Raw genomic sequence first — 15,263 nt, 5'->3', positions numbered from 1 at the left:
TGTCAGGCAAAAGCTCAATCCTCTTCGTGTAAAAGTAAGGAGAATACGTTGGAGAAAGTATCACATAACCAACAGCTTATCATTGAAGGTGCTGGGTGTGCTAGCTGTGTAGGCAAAATTGAAGGGGCGTTGAAGGCAACTCTTGGAGTCGTCAGTGCGGAAATGAATTTTGCTGATAGGACAGTAACAGTTTATGGGACAGCTAAAACAAAAGAGTTGATCAAAGCTGTTGAGTCAGTGGGGTATAACGCGAAGCCAATTGATGATAGCTCAGCAACAGATGCGCTTGATGAGAAAGAGGCTGCGGATTTTGCATATTACAAAAAGCTAATGCGCGATACGTTTATTGCCCTTTCACTCGGCGTTCCTTTGATGATCTACAGCATTGTAGTTGGAGAAATGACGGTTGAAACAAACCTTGAACGAATTTCTTGGTTGGTTGTAGGCATTTTAACTTTTGGTGTTATGTATTTTTCAGGCAAGCATTTCTATGTAGGAGCATGGAAGAGCTTCAAAAATCATTCAGCCAATATGGACACCCTAATTGCTTTAGGAACAGGCACGGCTTGGTTGTATTCGATGGTTGTCGTGTTTGCACCTGACGCTGTTCCATTGATGGCACGGCATGTTTATTTTGAAGCTACCGCCATGATCATTGGCTTAATTGATTTAGGTTTAGCATTAGAAATCAAAGCCAGAGGTAAAACCTCTGAGGCCATTAAACGTCTTATCGGCTTGCAAGCCAAAACAGCAACCGTGGTTCGTGACAACAAAGAAGTTCAGATAGGTATTGAGCAGGTTTTATTTAACGATATTGTGAAGGTAAAACCGGGTGAAAAAATTCCCGTCGATGGCGTGGTATTGGAAGGACACACCTCTATTGATGAGTCCATGCTGACAGGCGAACCTATGCCTGCTGAAAAAGCTGAAGAAGATGAGGTTGTCGCAGGTACTTTGAACAAATCAGGCATGATTTTATTTAGAGCCACACGCGTTGGTAAAGACACGGCGCTTGCACAGATCATCAATATGGTGAAACGAGCACAAAATTCGAAACCGCCGATTGGCCGTTTGGCCGATGTTATTTCAGCTTTTTTCGTACCTGTCGTGATGATCACCTCTGTGTTAAGTGCGCTAGCATGGCTTAACTTTGGACCTGAGCCAGCCATTGCTTTTGCCATCGTTTCAGCAACTACTGTGCTTATTATTGCCTGCCCGTGTGCTTTAGGCTTGGCAACACCCATGTCTGTCATGGTGGGAGTAGGAAAAGCAGCAGAAGCCGGAGTGCTTATTCGCAACGGTGAGGCACTGCAAACCGCCTCTAAAATCACTGCCATGATTTTAGATAAAACGGGCACTATTACTGAAGGGGCACCTAAGGTAACCGATATTATTTTAGCAAAAGCTACTGACGAAAAAGACGTACTACAGCTTGCAGCAAGTTTAGAAAGCGGCTCAGAGCATCCTTTAGCGCAAGCGATTGTTGAAAGTGCGTTAGATCAGGATATTGAGTTACTAAAAATTGAAGCCTTTAACGCCATTACGGGTTTTGGTGTAGAAGCAAGCTGCAACAACAAAGCCCTGCTTTTCGGAAACGATAAACTAATGAAGTTAAAAGGCATAGACCTCACAGGCTTTGTTGAACAAGCACAGTCTTTAGCCAAAGAAGCCAAAACACCTATGTACTTTGCTGTAGATGGTGAACTTGCAGCAATCATTGCTGTTGCAGATCCTATCAAGTCAGACTCAATCTCTGCTATCAAACGGCTTCAGGCTAATGGTATACGCGTCATCATGTTAACGGGTGATAACAAGGAAACCGCTGCCGCCGTAGCTAAAAAAGTGGGTATTAGTGAGTTTCTTGCTGAAGTGCTGCCAGAAGATAAAGCCAACAAGGTGAAAGAGCTACAAGAAGGCGGCGAAATTGTTGGTATGACAGGAGATGGCATCAACGATGCTCCTGCGCTAGCGTTAGCCGATGTTGGCTTCGCCATAGGCACAGGGACTGATGTAGCTATCGAAAGTGCTGACATTACCCTAATGCGTGGTTCACTTCATGGCCTTGCTGATGCCATAGCGGTAAGCAAAGCTACTTTACGAAATATCAAACAAAACTTGTTTGGCGCGTTTGTCTATAACGTAGCCGGGATTCCTTTTGCTGCGGGGGTTCTATATCCCTTCTTTGGCATTCTGCTTAGCCCTGTAATTGCAGGTGCTGCAATGGCGTTTTCGTCATTGACTGTAGTGTCAAATGCAAATCGACTTCGCTTTTTTAAAGCAAAAGAGCATTAAGGAGAATCACAATGATGGTTATTAACTTATTAGGCTTAATGTTAATCGCGCTGATTGTTTGGTGGTTTTGGCTATATAAACCCAATAAAACAATCGTTCAAGGTAATGAAGTACTCATTGAAGTGAGGGATGGTGTGTATTCCCCATCCTCAATTCAGGTGTCTGCTAGCCAACCTGTCACTCTGAAGTTTATGCGCAAAGATCAATCCCCCTGCGCTGAAACAATGCTTATTCCTTCATTGGATATAAGCGAACAGCTTAAATTAAATGAAATTACTCAAATTACCCTATTGAACTTATCACCGGGAGAGCATGAGTTTCACTGTCAGATGCAAATGTATCGCGGTGTCTTAAAAGTCGTTTAGGAGGGCAATATGAAAAATCAACACCCTAATTTTTGGTCAACACCTACAGGCTGGGCTGCACTGGCACTTATTGCCGCAGTGACCTACTTCTTAGTGCTTGAGCATGGTCAACATATGCTGCAATTTCTTCCCTACTTGATTTTATTGCTATGCCCCTTGATGCACGTATTTATGCATGGCAGTCATGGTAAACATGGTCACGATCATTCACATGCGCCTGATGAAAAAAAGGAAGAGAGCTTTCAAGAACTCACGGATAAAAATGCAGCCTATCGCGATGGCTACATACAAGGGTTAGAAAAGGCACGTAAGGAATCACATAAAAAGGAGAGCAGTGATGAATGAAACATATGATTATGGCTTATGGTCAATGGTGATACTGAACTCAGCAATTTTTATCTTTTTTGCCTTTAGTTTTGTCAAACCAAAAACATCAACTGATTGGAGAAGTCTAAGCGCGTTCTCTGCCTTTATTGTTGCCCTATTTACTGAAATGTATGGCTTTCCTTTAACTATCTATTTTCTGTCGGGGTGGCTGACGGAGACCTATCCAGAAGTAAATTTCTTTGCGCATGAAAATGGGCATTTATTACATACTTTCTTTGGATTTCAAGGTGATGCCCATTGGGACCCATTTCATATAGTGAGTATGGTGTTAATTGTTGCAGGTTTCTTTATGTTGTCTTCAGCATGGAATGTATTGCATCACGCGCAAAAACATCATCAATTGGCTACAACTGGATGGTATGCAAGGTGTCGCCACCCACAGTATGTAGCTTTCATTCTAATCATGTTCGGCTTTTTATTGCAGTGGCCGACAATCCCAACACTTGCGATGTTTCCGATCTTAGTCGTTGTTTACGTCAAGCTAGCGAAACGCGAAGAAGCACAAGCGATTGCTGAGTTTGGTTCGGAGTACCACAGGTATATGGAATCGACACCAAGTTGGATCCCAAATTTTAATAAAAGTGTAGAAGGTAAAAATCATGAAAACGTTAACTAAATCAATTTTATTTATTAGTTCACTACTTATAACCACTAGCTCATTTGCCCAAAACAATGAGCATAAGCATGAAGGTGCGAACAAAGCTGATATGCATCAAGGCATGGCAATACCACATGAGAACATGGGAGAAATGCACAAAAAGATGATGGAAATGAAAAAGGAAGTCCATGCCATTAAAACTGAAAAAGATCCTGAAAAGCAACAGCAGATGATGGTTGAACATCACCGTTCAATGATGAAGATGATGCAATCCATGCACAAAAACATGGAAGAAATGCCAATGCATCAACAAATCAAGATGGCTGAACATCATTTAGAAATGATGGGGAACATGATGCCGCAGATGAACCGTAAAATGGAAGAAATGAAAGATAGCAATCAACAGCATTCACACAAACATTAGGAGAAAAATTATGAGCGATTTAAATCATAGAGTTGGCGTTAAAGAGCAAAATTTAGTTGTTCGAAACCTAAAGCTTAGCAATGTCACAGAAGAAAGCTGTGACGAGTTAGTAAAAGAAATAGATCAGCTTTTTGGTATAGATGAAGTTAGTTACAACATCAAAGAAGGTGAAATACACCTTGCCTATGATGCCGCAAACGTAAGCCTTGATGGGATTGAGGAGGTAATCCGTAAGTATGGCGCAGATGTTCATGATGATTGGTGGACACATACTAAAGAAAGTTACTATAAATTTGTTGATCAGAACATCAAAGATAACTCTGTTCATAAGCCTTGGAGTTGTCATCAAGCACCTTCGGGGGCTGGCCGGAAAAACAAATGAATTCATAAAAAAGTGTATAGATAATTAGTTAGTCAAATGAGGTAACAGTGATGAAAACACCCTATATAAAAGCTCTTTTATTGCTTACATTCGGTTTATATTTAGTGGGTTGTTCCAATACCACTTTTTATCATAAATACATGATGAGAGGTCAGGTAGTAGAAAGTTCTGATAATCGAACTCTAATCTGTATTGGTGCTAAGCATGGCGCAGAGGTTGGGCAAAAATACAGTGTTATTAGATTCCATGAAAGAATAGTATTGAGTGAAGGTGAAGATCCCTACACTATCGAAAAGGTAGGAACGGTACAAATTACTAAAATTGTGAATGATCATTTCGCAACTGTAAAGCTAGTGTCTGGTGACATTGCAGCGAAAGATATGGTGGAACTTGAAAACTAATAAAGTGGTGGCGAAAGCCACCACAAGAGCATAACAATAAAACTTAATGAAAAAACTTTAGTGTTATTTTGTACAACCTTTGAGATTGTTTGCTCAGTTCTGGTTATCTTGATGCCAGTACGACAGAAAAAATGTTACATATGAATTAGAAAGGTGTGGGCTGGCATCCTAGGTCTAATCTTAACAGTTAAGGGGCCGCCGAATAGAGCTATACCTTTACATCAGCAGCATAATCAATGCTCCCGCGATCATAAATAAGTTTTCAGATAGCGATACAAATCCAAGTGGCACACTGCTATCGCCGCCTACACAGGCACACTTTAACTGGCGTTTGTCGATGTAAACGGCTTTGAAAACTGAAATTGCTCCAACTGTGCCGATAAACAATGAAAATGGTGCCACTGCGAGAGGCTGTAGTTGGGCAACCATACCAATACCTGCATATGCTTCAATGAAGGGATAAATATAACCATATCTTATCCATCTCATCGCTAGTAAATCATAAGTAATAAACGAATTTGTGAAACTGTATAGGTCTTTCAGTTTTTGCACCGCTAAGAGCGTCATTGAAAAAGCTATAAATAGCATCAGTGTTCTGATGGAGATAAATGAGCCGGAAGCAAAATGTTGAGATGCGACAGCAAGAAGTGCAGCTATCGAGAAAATGGCTACAACGGGCGTGTAGGTTGTGCCAGTTTGACCTGCTTCATCTTTACCAAAATACTCTCTTAAGTCATCGTATCCTCCGACACGCTTTCCTTCAATAAAGGTTTGTGGCGTAGTTTTGACATCATGCTTAGCTTTGAAGTCATCAGCTTGTTGTCTTGACGTGAGCTTATGATCTTCTACATCATACCCTTGCCTCTCCAGCAAATCTTTCGACCTTAAACCATAGGGGCAGATATGTTCGTCAGTGACCATTCTGTACAGGGTAGCTGTCTTAGTCATCTTAGTCTCCTTTGTTCAGTGTGCCTTCAAACTTTGGGAGCGGTCGTTGCTCAGCCTGAGCTTGTGAGCTGACCTTTCCATTTTCAGAAATATCTTTAATCAGCCATTCCATTTCTTTTATTTCTTTTCGTTGGGCTTTAATAATACCATTTGCCAATTCACGCACGCGTACATCCTCCAAAGTTGAATGCTCACTAGTAAGAATAGCAATGGAGTGATGAGGAATCATCGCTTTCATGTAAGCAGTGTCAGAAATTGTGCTTTGAGAGCGAACAAGATAAAGACATATGGCAAACAGTATTGTCGCCAATAGAAAAATAGCCATGTTGAGCTTCTTGTTACTGTACATGCCAAGCATAAAGGCCAGCATGATCATTGCCATACCTGCTCCCATATACAACGCCATATAGATACGCGTTTCACTAAACCATATATGTGATACTGCGTAAGTGTTGAGATACATCATGACAAACATAGCAATGGTTGAGGTGATGATCATTGCAGCAAATCTTGAGTATTTCATAAGTAATCCTTACATTGATAGTGTAAATATTTCCCACTGTTAGCCTATTATTCTCTACATGTGGTCATGTTCTCGAAAAAGTGCAAGTAATGAGCCAGTATCAATAAGAGTATTTGTAATACGATTGACTCAATTTCAGCTTATATCTAAAGTTTAAGTTTTGAACTTATGATAGACACAGGCTAAATTGGCTTTAGTTAACAATCTAATGGGAGAACTCAAAGCACTACAAGCTGAGCTTCAACAAATGGCAAGCTCGTGTACAAGTGAAGCGTGTGAAATAATTAAGTCACTTTATAGTTAGAATTGTCATTCATTTTCTATCCGTAGTGTACGAATTTCTATTTTTTATTACGTTCATGTACGAAATTTATTTAATATACTTTCGTTCATTTAATTGTTAAGGTGTGCGAAAGTTACAGGTTTCGTATATATGAAAGTTGGTTTTGCAAGAGTTTCAACTAAAGAACAAGATTTAAATGTTCAACTGTCCAAGTTGGACGCTCAGGGCTGTGAAAAAATATTCCAAGGCAAACAGTCTGGTGCTTCGATTCGAAATGAAGAAAAGCTTTAGGAACTCATCGACTTTATCAGGGAAGGTGATGAAGTTATTGTTACTCGCCTCGACCGTTTGGGACGGTCGTTAAAATCTATTCTTGAGGCAATTGAAAGCATCCATAAGAAAGGTGCTTGTTTGAATATTATCGACGGCTCTCTCAATACCAAAAATGATAATCCGTTTGCCACTGCCATGATCAACCTATGTGGAGTATTTGTGACTGTGCATAATGATTGAGATTGATCTCATTTTAGACTGAAAGGTTTTAAAGGGATGCCGCCAATCTCTCTTTTTATGAAAGTATGATTTTTTAATCATAATATCTGAGACTCAATCAGTTATATTACGATAATTTGATGCTATTTGCTAACGGCAGCTCCTCCGACATTGCGGACATTAGCATCAATGAATACCTTATGACTTCACTTAGCCAAAAGCGGAAGTTAGCTTTTGAGTTATTAACGAAAATTCAGAGTGTAAAGCAGACGTTGAAGAGTCAATAATAAACTTCAATTTAAACACTCTAGTGCATTAACGGCTGCAACTAATTTTGTCGTTCTAGAATTGGCGGAATTTTGCTGTTCCATATGAGAAGTAAACACACCAGTCACCATTCAATAGTTTGGCAAAACCTTGTGTGACTCATACTTGTGATACCGCTGACATGAATTTGTCAGCATTTCTTCCGTTTTTATCTGTCCACATTTAGGACATGCAATAGTCGATTAATGTTCTATATTCTGCCCGTATGCCTCTAACAGAGTTAACTATCTAGTGACTTAATGATCCCGCATGCTTCAATAGTATTGTTCGAACCACAAGCACTAGCCATCTGTTGTAATTCAGCTTTAAGCGCCCTTAATTCTTTCATGCGTTTATTCACTAGTGCAAGTTGCTGATCAATTAATGCATTAACGCTAGAGCAGCTTTCTTCTGGCTTATTTTTTAATTCGATAAGACGTTTAATATCATTGAGTGATATATCTAGGCTGCGACAATGTTTTACGAACTCCAATTGTTTAAGTGCTTTACTATCATACAGCCTGAAATTACCTTCTGAACGGTTTGGATTTAACAGTAATCCTTCTCTTTCATAATATCTAATCGTTTGTATTGAACAGCCCGATTTTTTAGACAATTCGCCTATTTTCATCAATTTCCCCCAGACATTTGACTCTATAGTTACTATAGAGTCTATAGTATAAGTATGCAACGAAAAGGATATATAAAAAATGACTGAGAAATATTTAAACAATACGAATATCGTTAATTTTGAACACAAAGATATCCAATCCTTGATCGATCAACGTAGGTGGAAAAACTTGGATAACTTCAACAAAATTGGTGCCGCTTATCAGTTTGTAAAAGATGAGATTTTCTTTGGTTATAATGAAAGCGATGATATTGCAGCAAGCGATGTGCTAGCAGATGGTTATGGACAATGTAATACTAAGGGTAATCTGTTAATGGCACTATTGCGTGGACTAGGCATTCAATGCCGATTTCATGGGTTTACCATAGACCAGCAACTACAAAAAGGTGCTATCCCAAGCTATGTATTTTGGTTAGCACCTAAATACATCATTCATAGTTGGGTAGAAGTTTACTTTGAAGGGCGTTGGATAAACTTAGAGGGCTTTATATTGGATGAGCAATACTTAAGCTCTCTACAGGAGAAATTTGACCAAGTAAAAGATGATTTTTGTGGTTATGGTGTTGCAACAAAGTGCTTTTCATCACCAGATACAGATTGGCGTGGAGAAAATACCTATATTCAAAAAGAAGGTATTCATGATGACTTTGGGCTTTATGATTCCCCTGATGAGTTCTATCTCGAAAAAGGGACTAACTTGTCGGGGTTCAAACGCTGGATATATCAACGCTTGATACGTCACTTGATTAATATGAATGTATCAAAACTAAGAAATAGAAAAGTACTAGAGGTACAAAATGCACAACCATAATCATAGTCATCAACATGGTAAAGATGACCGTATTGGTTGGGCATTTTTCCTTAATGTGACATTCACTATTATCGAATTTATAGGTGGTTGGCTCACTAACAGTACGGCGATAATGGCAGATGCAGTTCATGATTTGGGTGATAGCCTGTCTATAGGGTTTGCTTGGTTATTGAGTCGTTTTTCAAATAAAGAAGCATCAGATAGGTTTAGTTATGGTTATCGTAGACTTACTCTCTTTGGCGCATTGATAAACAGTATTGTTTTAATCATTGGCTCAATTTGGATTTTATTTGAAGCAATTCCAAGGCTGTCCAATCCTGAAATGCCTGTAGTCGAGGGGATGTTAGGGCTAGCGATACTCGGCGTTGCCGTTAACGGATATGCTGTATTAAAATTAAAAGCGGGTGAAACATTAAATGAGAAAGTGCTGACATGGCACCTTCTTGAAGATGTACTTGGATGGGTTGCCGTTCTTATAGTCTCTATCGTACTGTTGTTCGCTGAACTGCCGATATTAGATCCCCTTTTATCAATAGGGTTCACGCTGTTCATCTTGTTTAATGTTTTCAAAAACCTGAAATCAACACTCGTTTTATTTCTTCAAGCTGCACCCGATAAAGAGACTCAAAAGCGTATTAAACTATCACTAATGGAATTTCCTGAAGTTAATGGTATCCACCACATGCACTTTTGGTCACTAGATGGTGAAAGTCACGTTTTAACAGCGCACCTTGAGCTGAGTGACAACTTTGACGTTAAAGAATTAATTAGGCTTAAACAAGAAGTTGCAGCTAAATTATCTTCCTATCATTTATCGCATACAACGATAGAGTTTGAGTTTTTAAATGAAAATTGTCGGGATGAAGCGCAGTAAGCTTTATCAATAAAATGTTGGGCATACAATATAAAAAGCAGCTTAATTAGGCATAACCTAGTAATTAAGCTGCTTTTTTGTTTTTAAATTTCGTCAGATTGCTGTTTACTACTCTCAGCGCCATGCGCCCATTGATATAAAATAGGCAATACAAACAAAGTTAAAATTGTAGAAGATACAATACCGCCGATAACAACTGTTGCTAGTGGTCGTTGCACTTCTGCACCAATTCCAGTGTTTAACGCCATTGGAATAAAACCTAAACTTGCGACCAGTGCCGTCATTAAAATAGGTCTTAAACGAATGATGGCACCTTCAATGATCGCTACGTAAAGGTCGCCTTTTTCATGCCAAAGATCTCGAATAAAAGCCAACATAACCAAGCCATTTAATACGGCAACACCTGACAATGCTATGAAGCCGACACCTGCCGAAATAGATAAAGGCATGTCTCTTAAATAAAGAGAAATTACGCCCCCAGTTAATGCTAACGGTACACCACTGAAAATGATCAATGCATCTTTTAATGAACCAAATGCAATAACCAAAATACCTAAGATAACAATTAGTGTGATCGGCACAACTAAGCTTAATCTTTTACTCGCTGACTCTAGCTGTTCAAAGGTTCCGCCATAATCAAGCCAGTATCCTGCTGGAATTTCTCCTTCCTGATTAATTTTAGCTTTCACTTCTTTGACAAAACCGCCTAAATCTCTACCACGAACATTGACGGTAACCACAACTCTTCTTTTACCTCTCTCACGGCTAATTTGAGCAGGTAAAGACTCAGATTTAAGCTCTGCAACTTCTTCAAGTGGCACATAGTTACCATTCTCAAGTGGAAGCGGCAGATGCTTCAAGCTATCGATATCCGTTCTTATTTGCTCCGGTAGACGAACAACTAACTCAAATCGTCTGTCTCCTTCATAAATGATCCCCGCAGATTCACCGCCAATTGCAGTAGCAACCCAGTCTTGCAGTTCGGTAACGCTCAAACCATACCTACCAAGCGCTTCTCGTTTAGGAATTACTGATAAAGATGGAACACCTGTGACCTGTTCCATTCGGGCATCAGCAGCACCGTCCACGGTTTTCACTATATTTAGAATATCTTTTGCGGTGAGTAATAACCGATCCAAATCATCACCAAATATTTTGATGCCGACATCAGCTCTAACGCCAGAAATCAATTCATTGAAACGCATTTGAATAGGCTGAGTGAATTCATAGTTGTTGCCCGGAATGTTTTTCAGTACCTCTTCCATTTCTTCAACTAATTCACTCTTTGGCTTTGAAGGTTCGGCCCAATCTTTACGTGGTTTTAAAATAACAAAGATATCAGCAATACTCGGTGGCATTGGGTCAGTTGCTACTTCTGGTGTGCCGATGCGCGAGAATACTTTATCAACTTCAGGAAACGCTTTAATACGTTGCTCAAGTACTTCTTGCATTTCTACTGATTGCTCTAGGCCAGTCGATGGAATTCTTAATGCCTGTAGTGCAATATCACCTTCATTTAATTGAGGAACAAATTCTGTCCCAAGCGTAGTTGCTAACCAAAGGCTATACCCCATTAACAGCGTTGAGAATGAAACAATAATCCAACGAAATTTCATCGCCATTTTTAACAATGGTTCATAAATAGACTTGGTTGAACGAATAACTACACTTTCTTTTTCGCTGATTTTACCTTTCATAAACACAGCTACAGCAGCAGGAACCAGTGTAACTGAAAGGATCATTGCGGAAATTAACGCCATAACGACAGTTGCCGCCATAGGGTGGAACATTTTCCCTTCAACGCCAGTTAGCGTGAAAATGGGGATGTAAACAACAGTGATAATTGCCACACCAAACAAGCTTGGACGTATCACTTCTGAAGTGGCTTCAAAAACGGTATTTAGGCGTTCTCTTAAGTCTTGCCTATGACCGTTGTGTTGGGCCTGTGCTAACCTACGGACAGAGTTTTCAACGATGATTACAGCCCCGTCCACTATCAAGCCAAAGTCCAATGCGCCGAGACTCATTAAATTGGCAGATACTCCTGCTTGCACCATACCTGTGATTGTCATTAACATGGAAATAGGGATAACAGCAGCGGTAATGAGAGCTGCACGTAAATTTCCAAGTAGAATAAATAACACAACAATAACTAAAAGCGCACCTTCAACGAGGTTTTTGGTAACGGTTGCAATCGCTTTATCTACTAACGTTGTTCTGTCGTAAACAGGCTCTGCGGTAATGCCCTTTGGCAGAGATTTTTGTATTTCGCTGAGCTTATGTTCCACTTCTAAAGCAACGGTGCGAGAATTCTCACCAATCAGCATCATGGTTGTACCAAGCACTGTCTCAATGCCATTACGAGTAGCAGCCCCTGTTCTAAGTTCTTTGCCTATAGCAACATTGGCAACATCACTTATTTTTACAGGAATACCATCGTTCTTTTTGATGATGACATTGAGGATCTCATCTATTGTCGCTAGTTGCCCAATGGAGCGTACTAAAACTTGCTGTCCGTTTTGTTCGATATAACCTGCGCCACGGTTGTCATTGTTTTTACGTAATGCATCAGATATTTCTTCAAAGGTTACCTGATGAAAAAGTAATTTTTCGGGTTTAGGCGTTATGTGATATTGCTTGTTGTAGCCGCCGATACTGTTGACCTCAATGACGCCTTTAACTTGAGCCAATTGCGGTTTAATGATCCAGTCTTGTATTTCTCTTAAGGCAATAGCGGTATAAGGCTCTCCATTAGGCATTTTAGCGTCAGGAGAAGCTTGTACGGTATACATAAATATTTCGCCAAGCCCTGTCGAAATAGGACCCATTTCTGGCTCTAAGCCAGAGGGAATAACGCCTTTTATCGCAGCTAATCTTGCATTGATTAAGTTGCGAGCAAAATAAATATCGGTTCCCTCTTCAAAGATAACGGTTACTTGAGATAATCCATATCTTGACAGGGAGCGGGTGTGAGACAGCTTTGGCAATCCGGCTAAGGCGGTTTCTACAGGAAAGGTCACCCTTTGTTCCGCTTCCAAAGGTGAATAACCGGGGGCAGAAGTGTTTATTTGTACCTGCACGTTTGTTATATCTGGAACAGCATCAATGGGAAGTTTTTGATAACTCCACATGCCAACGCCGATGATTACCATCAGCAGACTTAATACTAAATAGCGTCTATTTATTGCAAGACGCAAAATTGATTCAATCATATTGCGTCTCCTAATCGTCGTCTTCTACTTCAGATTTCAAAATATCCGCTTTTATCAGATAACTGTTTTTGTTTACATATTCAGCGTCTTTACTGAGGCCATCAATGACCTCGATATAGTTTTTGTCTGAACGTCCGAGCACAAGTGGCGCAAACTCGTACTCTTCATCTTCTTTTACAAAGACACCAAATTGTCCTCCCAGTTCTTGTATCGCAACTTTCTCGACGGCTAAATCCACCTCAAATCGGTTTATCTTTACGCTGCCCATTAATAATTGGCCTGAGGTTAGGTTTAGCTCAGTGTTATTTAAACGTACACGTGCTAAAACATAAGACTGATCTTTAGCTGGAATTATATTGGTGATGGTTGAGTTGAATGCCTGTTCACCATGCTCAATATCAACAGGTTGACCGACTTTGATTTGATTATATTGGCTGGTAAACACCTTAAATTCAGCCCACAAGGTGTCAAAATTGACGATTTCAAACAAGCTAGTGTTTTGCGTGATACCGCCAATATTTCCATTTCGCTGTAAAACAGTCCCAGAAACAGGGGATGTTATTTTATAGGTATTTAAGCTTTCATTAGATTCAATAACGGCTAATAGATCTCCTTTTTTTACCTTATCACCAACAGTGGAGTTAATTGTCTTTATAACGCCGTTATATCTAGCGCCAACTTGAAATAATTGTTCAGCGCCTATCGTCGTAGCGCCGTATACAGGGATAGTTTGGTTCAACGTTTTTGAAGCTAAATAGGCTGTTTCAACACCAAGCCTTTTTGCCATGTTATTGTTTATTTTGCTAATGCCTTCTTCGCCTTCATGTTCATCTTCACTAGCGATAACACTTTGAATGGGTGATAGATACCCAATAAAAATCAATAGTGCGAGTAAATAGTTTTTCATTTTGAATTCCTAAACGATTCAGTTAATAACTGAATCAATAAATTGTTATTAAACTTAAAGTGATGTTTATTTAGAGTGACAGCGCTTCGTTTGTTAGTTTTTCTATCTCTGCGCCATAAATTAGGGCAGCAGATGCCGCATCAATGAGGGTTCGCCGAGCATTTAACAGCTCTTGTCTAGCCGATACATAATCAAGATATCCATATCGACCTTTTTGATAGGCGTCTTGAGTATCTTCCAGTGCATCTTCAAGCATTGGGATAACCGACTGCTTTAATGAATTAGCTGTTAATATGGCTTGTTTTCTATTGGAGTATGCTCGTAGTAAGTGATTTCTAAACCTCAACTTAGTCGCCTCTTTCTCTATGGCAACTTGGTCACGCTCTGCTAGCGCACTAGCGATTGCACCAGAATTTCGCTTTTCAGCAAACAAAGGTAAGCTAAAGCCAGCGACCAGTGCCGTATCATTGGCTTCTTGAGAGCGCCTAACACCAACAGACCATTTGATATTGGCCGTTGACTCTGTTTTAGCCAACTGTAATTCGGCCTCTTTTAGTCGCTGCTCACTTGCATAAACTTGAATAGCAGGGTTTTTCTCTAATTTCGCAAAGAGACTACTAAAATCACTATCATTGCCAAACTGAAACAGATCTCCAGTTACTCTAGAGAATGACACTGATGTTTCTCCCCAGTAAGCTGATAAAGAAAGCTTTAGATATTCCAAGCGCTTTTGTTCAGATTGAAGGGTGAGGTTAGCCTGAGCAATAACTGCTTTTGAACGTTTCACTTCAGCCTCAGGAGTAGCACCTGCGCGGTTACGCTGAGATACAATCTCTAACGTTTCTTGTGCTAAGCTCAATGCATTATCTGCCAATATCACTCTTTGTTGGGCTGCAAGTACTTCCACGTACTTCTCAGTGACTTGAGCCATTAAATTAAGCGCAGAGACTTCTTTCTCAGCATTGAGTAGTGCTCTTGATTTTGAAACAAGTCCAATCCGCGCTGAGCGTTTATCTCCCATTTCGATAACCGAAGATAGAGCGACTGTTAATTCAGCACTGTCGAATGCATTAAATTCACCTGAGCCTGCAAAGTTCTCAGCTTCAACTTCTAGTTCATAAGCGGGATTTAAACTTGCTGTTTGTTCTTGTCCTGTTAATGCGGTTTGTTTGAAATCAAATATTTTGAGTTCAGGATTTTGTTTAAGCGTCCACTGAATTGCCTCTTGAAGATTTAACTGCTTTTCAAAGGCATAAACATTAAATGTAAAAAGTGACAACGCGAGAAACGCGATATATTTAAGCTGAGGTGTTACACACCTCAAAATTGCTATCTTGCGATGCTCACAGGTATTAAGTGCCATGTATACTTTCCTATAAATTTATATGTGATATTTAGGTCATTAACATTTGACCTTTCTTAATTTT

At 39.8% G+C, this 15,263-nt stretch carries 15 protein-coding genes and 1 pseudogene; 10 read left to right on the top strand and 6 right to left on the bottom strand.

Annotated features, from left to right (window positions below; genetic code table 11):
* Positions 1-48 precede the first annotated feature (48 nt).
* From H5203_RS07655 to H5203_RS07625, 7 genes are read left to right on the top strand one after another with little or no spacing between them, the layout of a single operon-like run.
* Entirely contained in the window at positions 49-2,292 is a 2,244-nt protein-coding gene (locus tag H5203_RS07655; RefSeq protein ID WP_008467856.1) for a heavy metal translocating P-type ATPase, read from the top strand.
* 11 nt (positions 2,293-2,303) lie between these two features.
* Complete coding sequence (locus H5203_RS07650) at positions 2,304-2,657, top strand: cupredoxin domain-containing protein (protein ID WP_004589267.1); 354 nt, start codon at positions 2,304-2,306, stop codon at positions 2,655-2,657.
* A gap of 9 nt (positions 2,658-2,666) precedes the next feature.
* Positions 2,667-3,002: a DUF2933 domain-containing protein gene (locus tag H5203_RS07645; protein WP_008467859.1), complete on the top strand. Its 336-nt coding sequence runs from the start codon at positions 2,667-2,669 to the stop codon at positions 3,000-3,002.
* Positions 2,995-3,660: an isoprenylcysteine carboxylmethyltransferase family protein gene (locus tag H5203_RS07640; protein WP_008467861.1), complete on the top strand. Its 666-nt coding sequence runs from the start codon at positions 2,995-2,997 to the stop codon at positions 3,658-3,660. The genes H5203_RS07645 and H5203_RS07640 overlap by 8 nt, the downstream gene beginning before the upstream one ends.
* The gene (locus H5203_RS07635) at positions 3,644-4,066 is read left to right on the top strand and encodes a hypothetical protein (protein WP_008467863.1); all 423 of its coding nucleotides are present in this window, start codon (positions 3,644-3,646) and stop codon (positions 4,064-4,066) included. Before H5203_RS07640 ends, H5203_RS07635 begins: the two co-directional genes overlap by 17 nt.
* 10 nt (positions 4,067-4,076) lie before the next feature.
* Entirely contained in the window at positions 4,077-4,448 is a 372-nt protein-coding gene (locus tag H5203_RS07630; RefSeq protein ID WP_008467865.1) for a hypothetical protein, read from the top strand.
* A 50-nt stretch (positions 4,449-4,498) separates the two neighbouring features.
* Positions 4,499-4,849, top strand: a complete 351-nt coding sequence (locus tag H5203_RS07625; protein WP_004589646.1) for a hypothetical protein — start codon at positions 4,499-4,501, stop codon at positions 4,847-4,849.
* Between the two features lie 216 nt (positions 4,850-5,065).
* Here the strand turns inward: H5203_RS07625 and H5203_RS07620 are convergent, their stop codons facing one another.
* Positions 5,066-5,797: a MauE/DoxX family redox-associated membrane protein gene (locus H5203_RS07620; protein ID WP_008109669.1), complete on the bottom strand. Its 732-nt coding sequence runs from the start codon at positions 5,795-5,797 to the stop codon at positions 5,066-5,068.
* 1 nt (position 5,798) lies between these two features.
* Complete coding sequence (locus H5203_RS07615; protein ID WP_008109672.1) at positions 5,799-6,320, bottom strand: DUF305 domain-containing protein; 522 nt, start codon at positions 6,318-6,320, stop codon at positions 5,799-5,801.
* Positions 6,321-6,753: 433 nt separating this feature from the next.
* Here H5203_RS07615 and H5203_RS22840 point away from each other — a divergent pair.
* Positions 6,754-7,116, top strand: a pseudogene (locus H5203_RS22840) (recombinase family protein).
* Positions 7,117-7,642: 526 nt separating this feature from the next.
* Here the strand turns inward: H5203_RS22840 and cadR are convergent.
* Positions 7,643-8,032: a Cd(II)/Pb(II)-responsive transcriptional regulator gene (cadR, locus tag H5203_RS07605; protein WP_008109677.1), complete on the bottom strand. Its 390-nt coding sequence runs from the start codon at positions 8,030-8,032 to the stop codon at positions 7,643-7,645.
* A gap of 79 nt (positions 8,033-8,111) precedes the next feature.
* Here cadR and H5203_RS07600 point away from each other — a divergent pair, with 79 nt between their 5' ends.
* Together H5203_RS07600 and H5203_RS07595 are read left to right on the top strand one after the other, a co-directional pair.
* Positions 8,112-8,843 (top strand): transglutaminase family protein, encoded by a 732-nt coding sequence (locus H5203_RS07600; RefSeq protein WP_005245162.1) that lies wholly within the window; start codon positions 8,112-8,114, stop codon positions 8,841-8,843.
* Positions 8,830-9,717 carry a cation diffusion facilitator family transporter gene (locus H5203_RS07595; RefSeq protein ID WP_008109680.1) on the top strand — a complete coding sequence of 296 codons (888 nt, stop codon included), beginning with the start codon at positions 8,830-8,832 and terminating at the stop codon, positions 9,715-9,717. Before H5203_RS07600 ends, H5203_RS07595 begins: the two co-directional genes overlap by 14 nt.
* Before the next feature lie 83 nt (positions 9,718-9,800).
* On the opposite strand, the gene H5203_RS07590 is transcribed toward H5203_RS07595, so the two are convergent.
* The 3 genes from H5203_RS07590 to H5203_RS07580 all read right to left on the bottom strand — a co-directional run bounded on the left by H5203_RS07590 (position 9,801) and on the right by H5203_RS07580 (position 15,199).
* Positions 9,801-12,929 carry an efflux RND transporter permease subunit gene (locus H5203_RS07590; protein ID WP_024602003.1) on the bottom strand — a complete coding sequence of 1,043 codons (3,129 nt, stop codon included), beginning with the start codon at positions 12,927-12,929 and terminating at the stop codon, positions 9,801-9,803.
* Between the two features lie 10 nt (positions 12,930-12,939).
* Entirely contained in the window at positions 12,940-13,836 is an 897-nt protein-coding gene (locus tag H5203_RS07585) for an efflux RND transporter periplasmic adaptor subunit (protein ID WP_008109684.1), read from the bottom strand.
* Positions 13,837-13,906: 70 nt separating this feature from the next.
* Positions 13,907-15,199, bottom strand: a complete 1,293-nt coding sequence (locus tag H5203_RS07580) for a TolC family protein (RefSeq protein ID WP_008109686.1) — start codon at positions 15,197-15,199, stop codon at positions 13,907-13,909.
* Between the last annotated feature and the right edge of the window lie 64 nt (positions 15,200-15,263).

Origin of the sequence: Pseudoalteromonas sp. SG41-1, assembly GCF_014164575.1 — a bacterium.
GTDB classification, from domain to species: domain Bacteria; phylum Pseudomonadota; class Gammaproteobacteria; order Enterobacterales; family Alteromonadaceae; genus Pseudoalteromonas; species Pseudoalteromonas rhizosphaerae.
The sequence above is the reverse complement of the archived record's forward strand: the minus strand, read 5'-3'. Positions and strand labels throughout refer to the sequence as shown.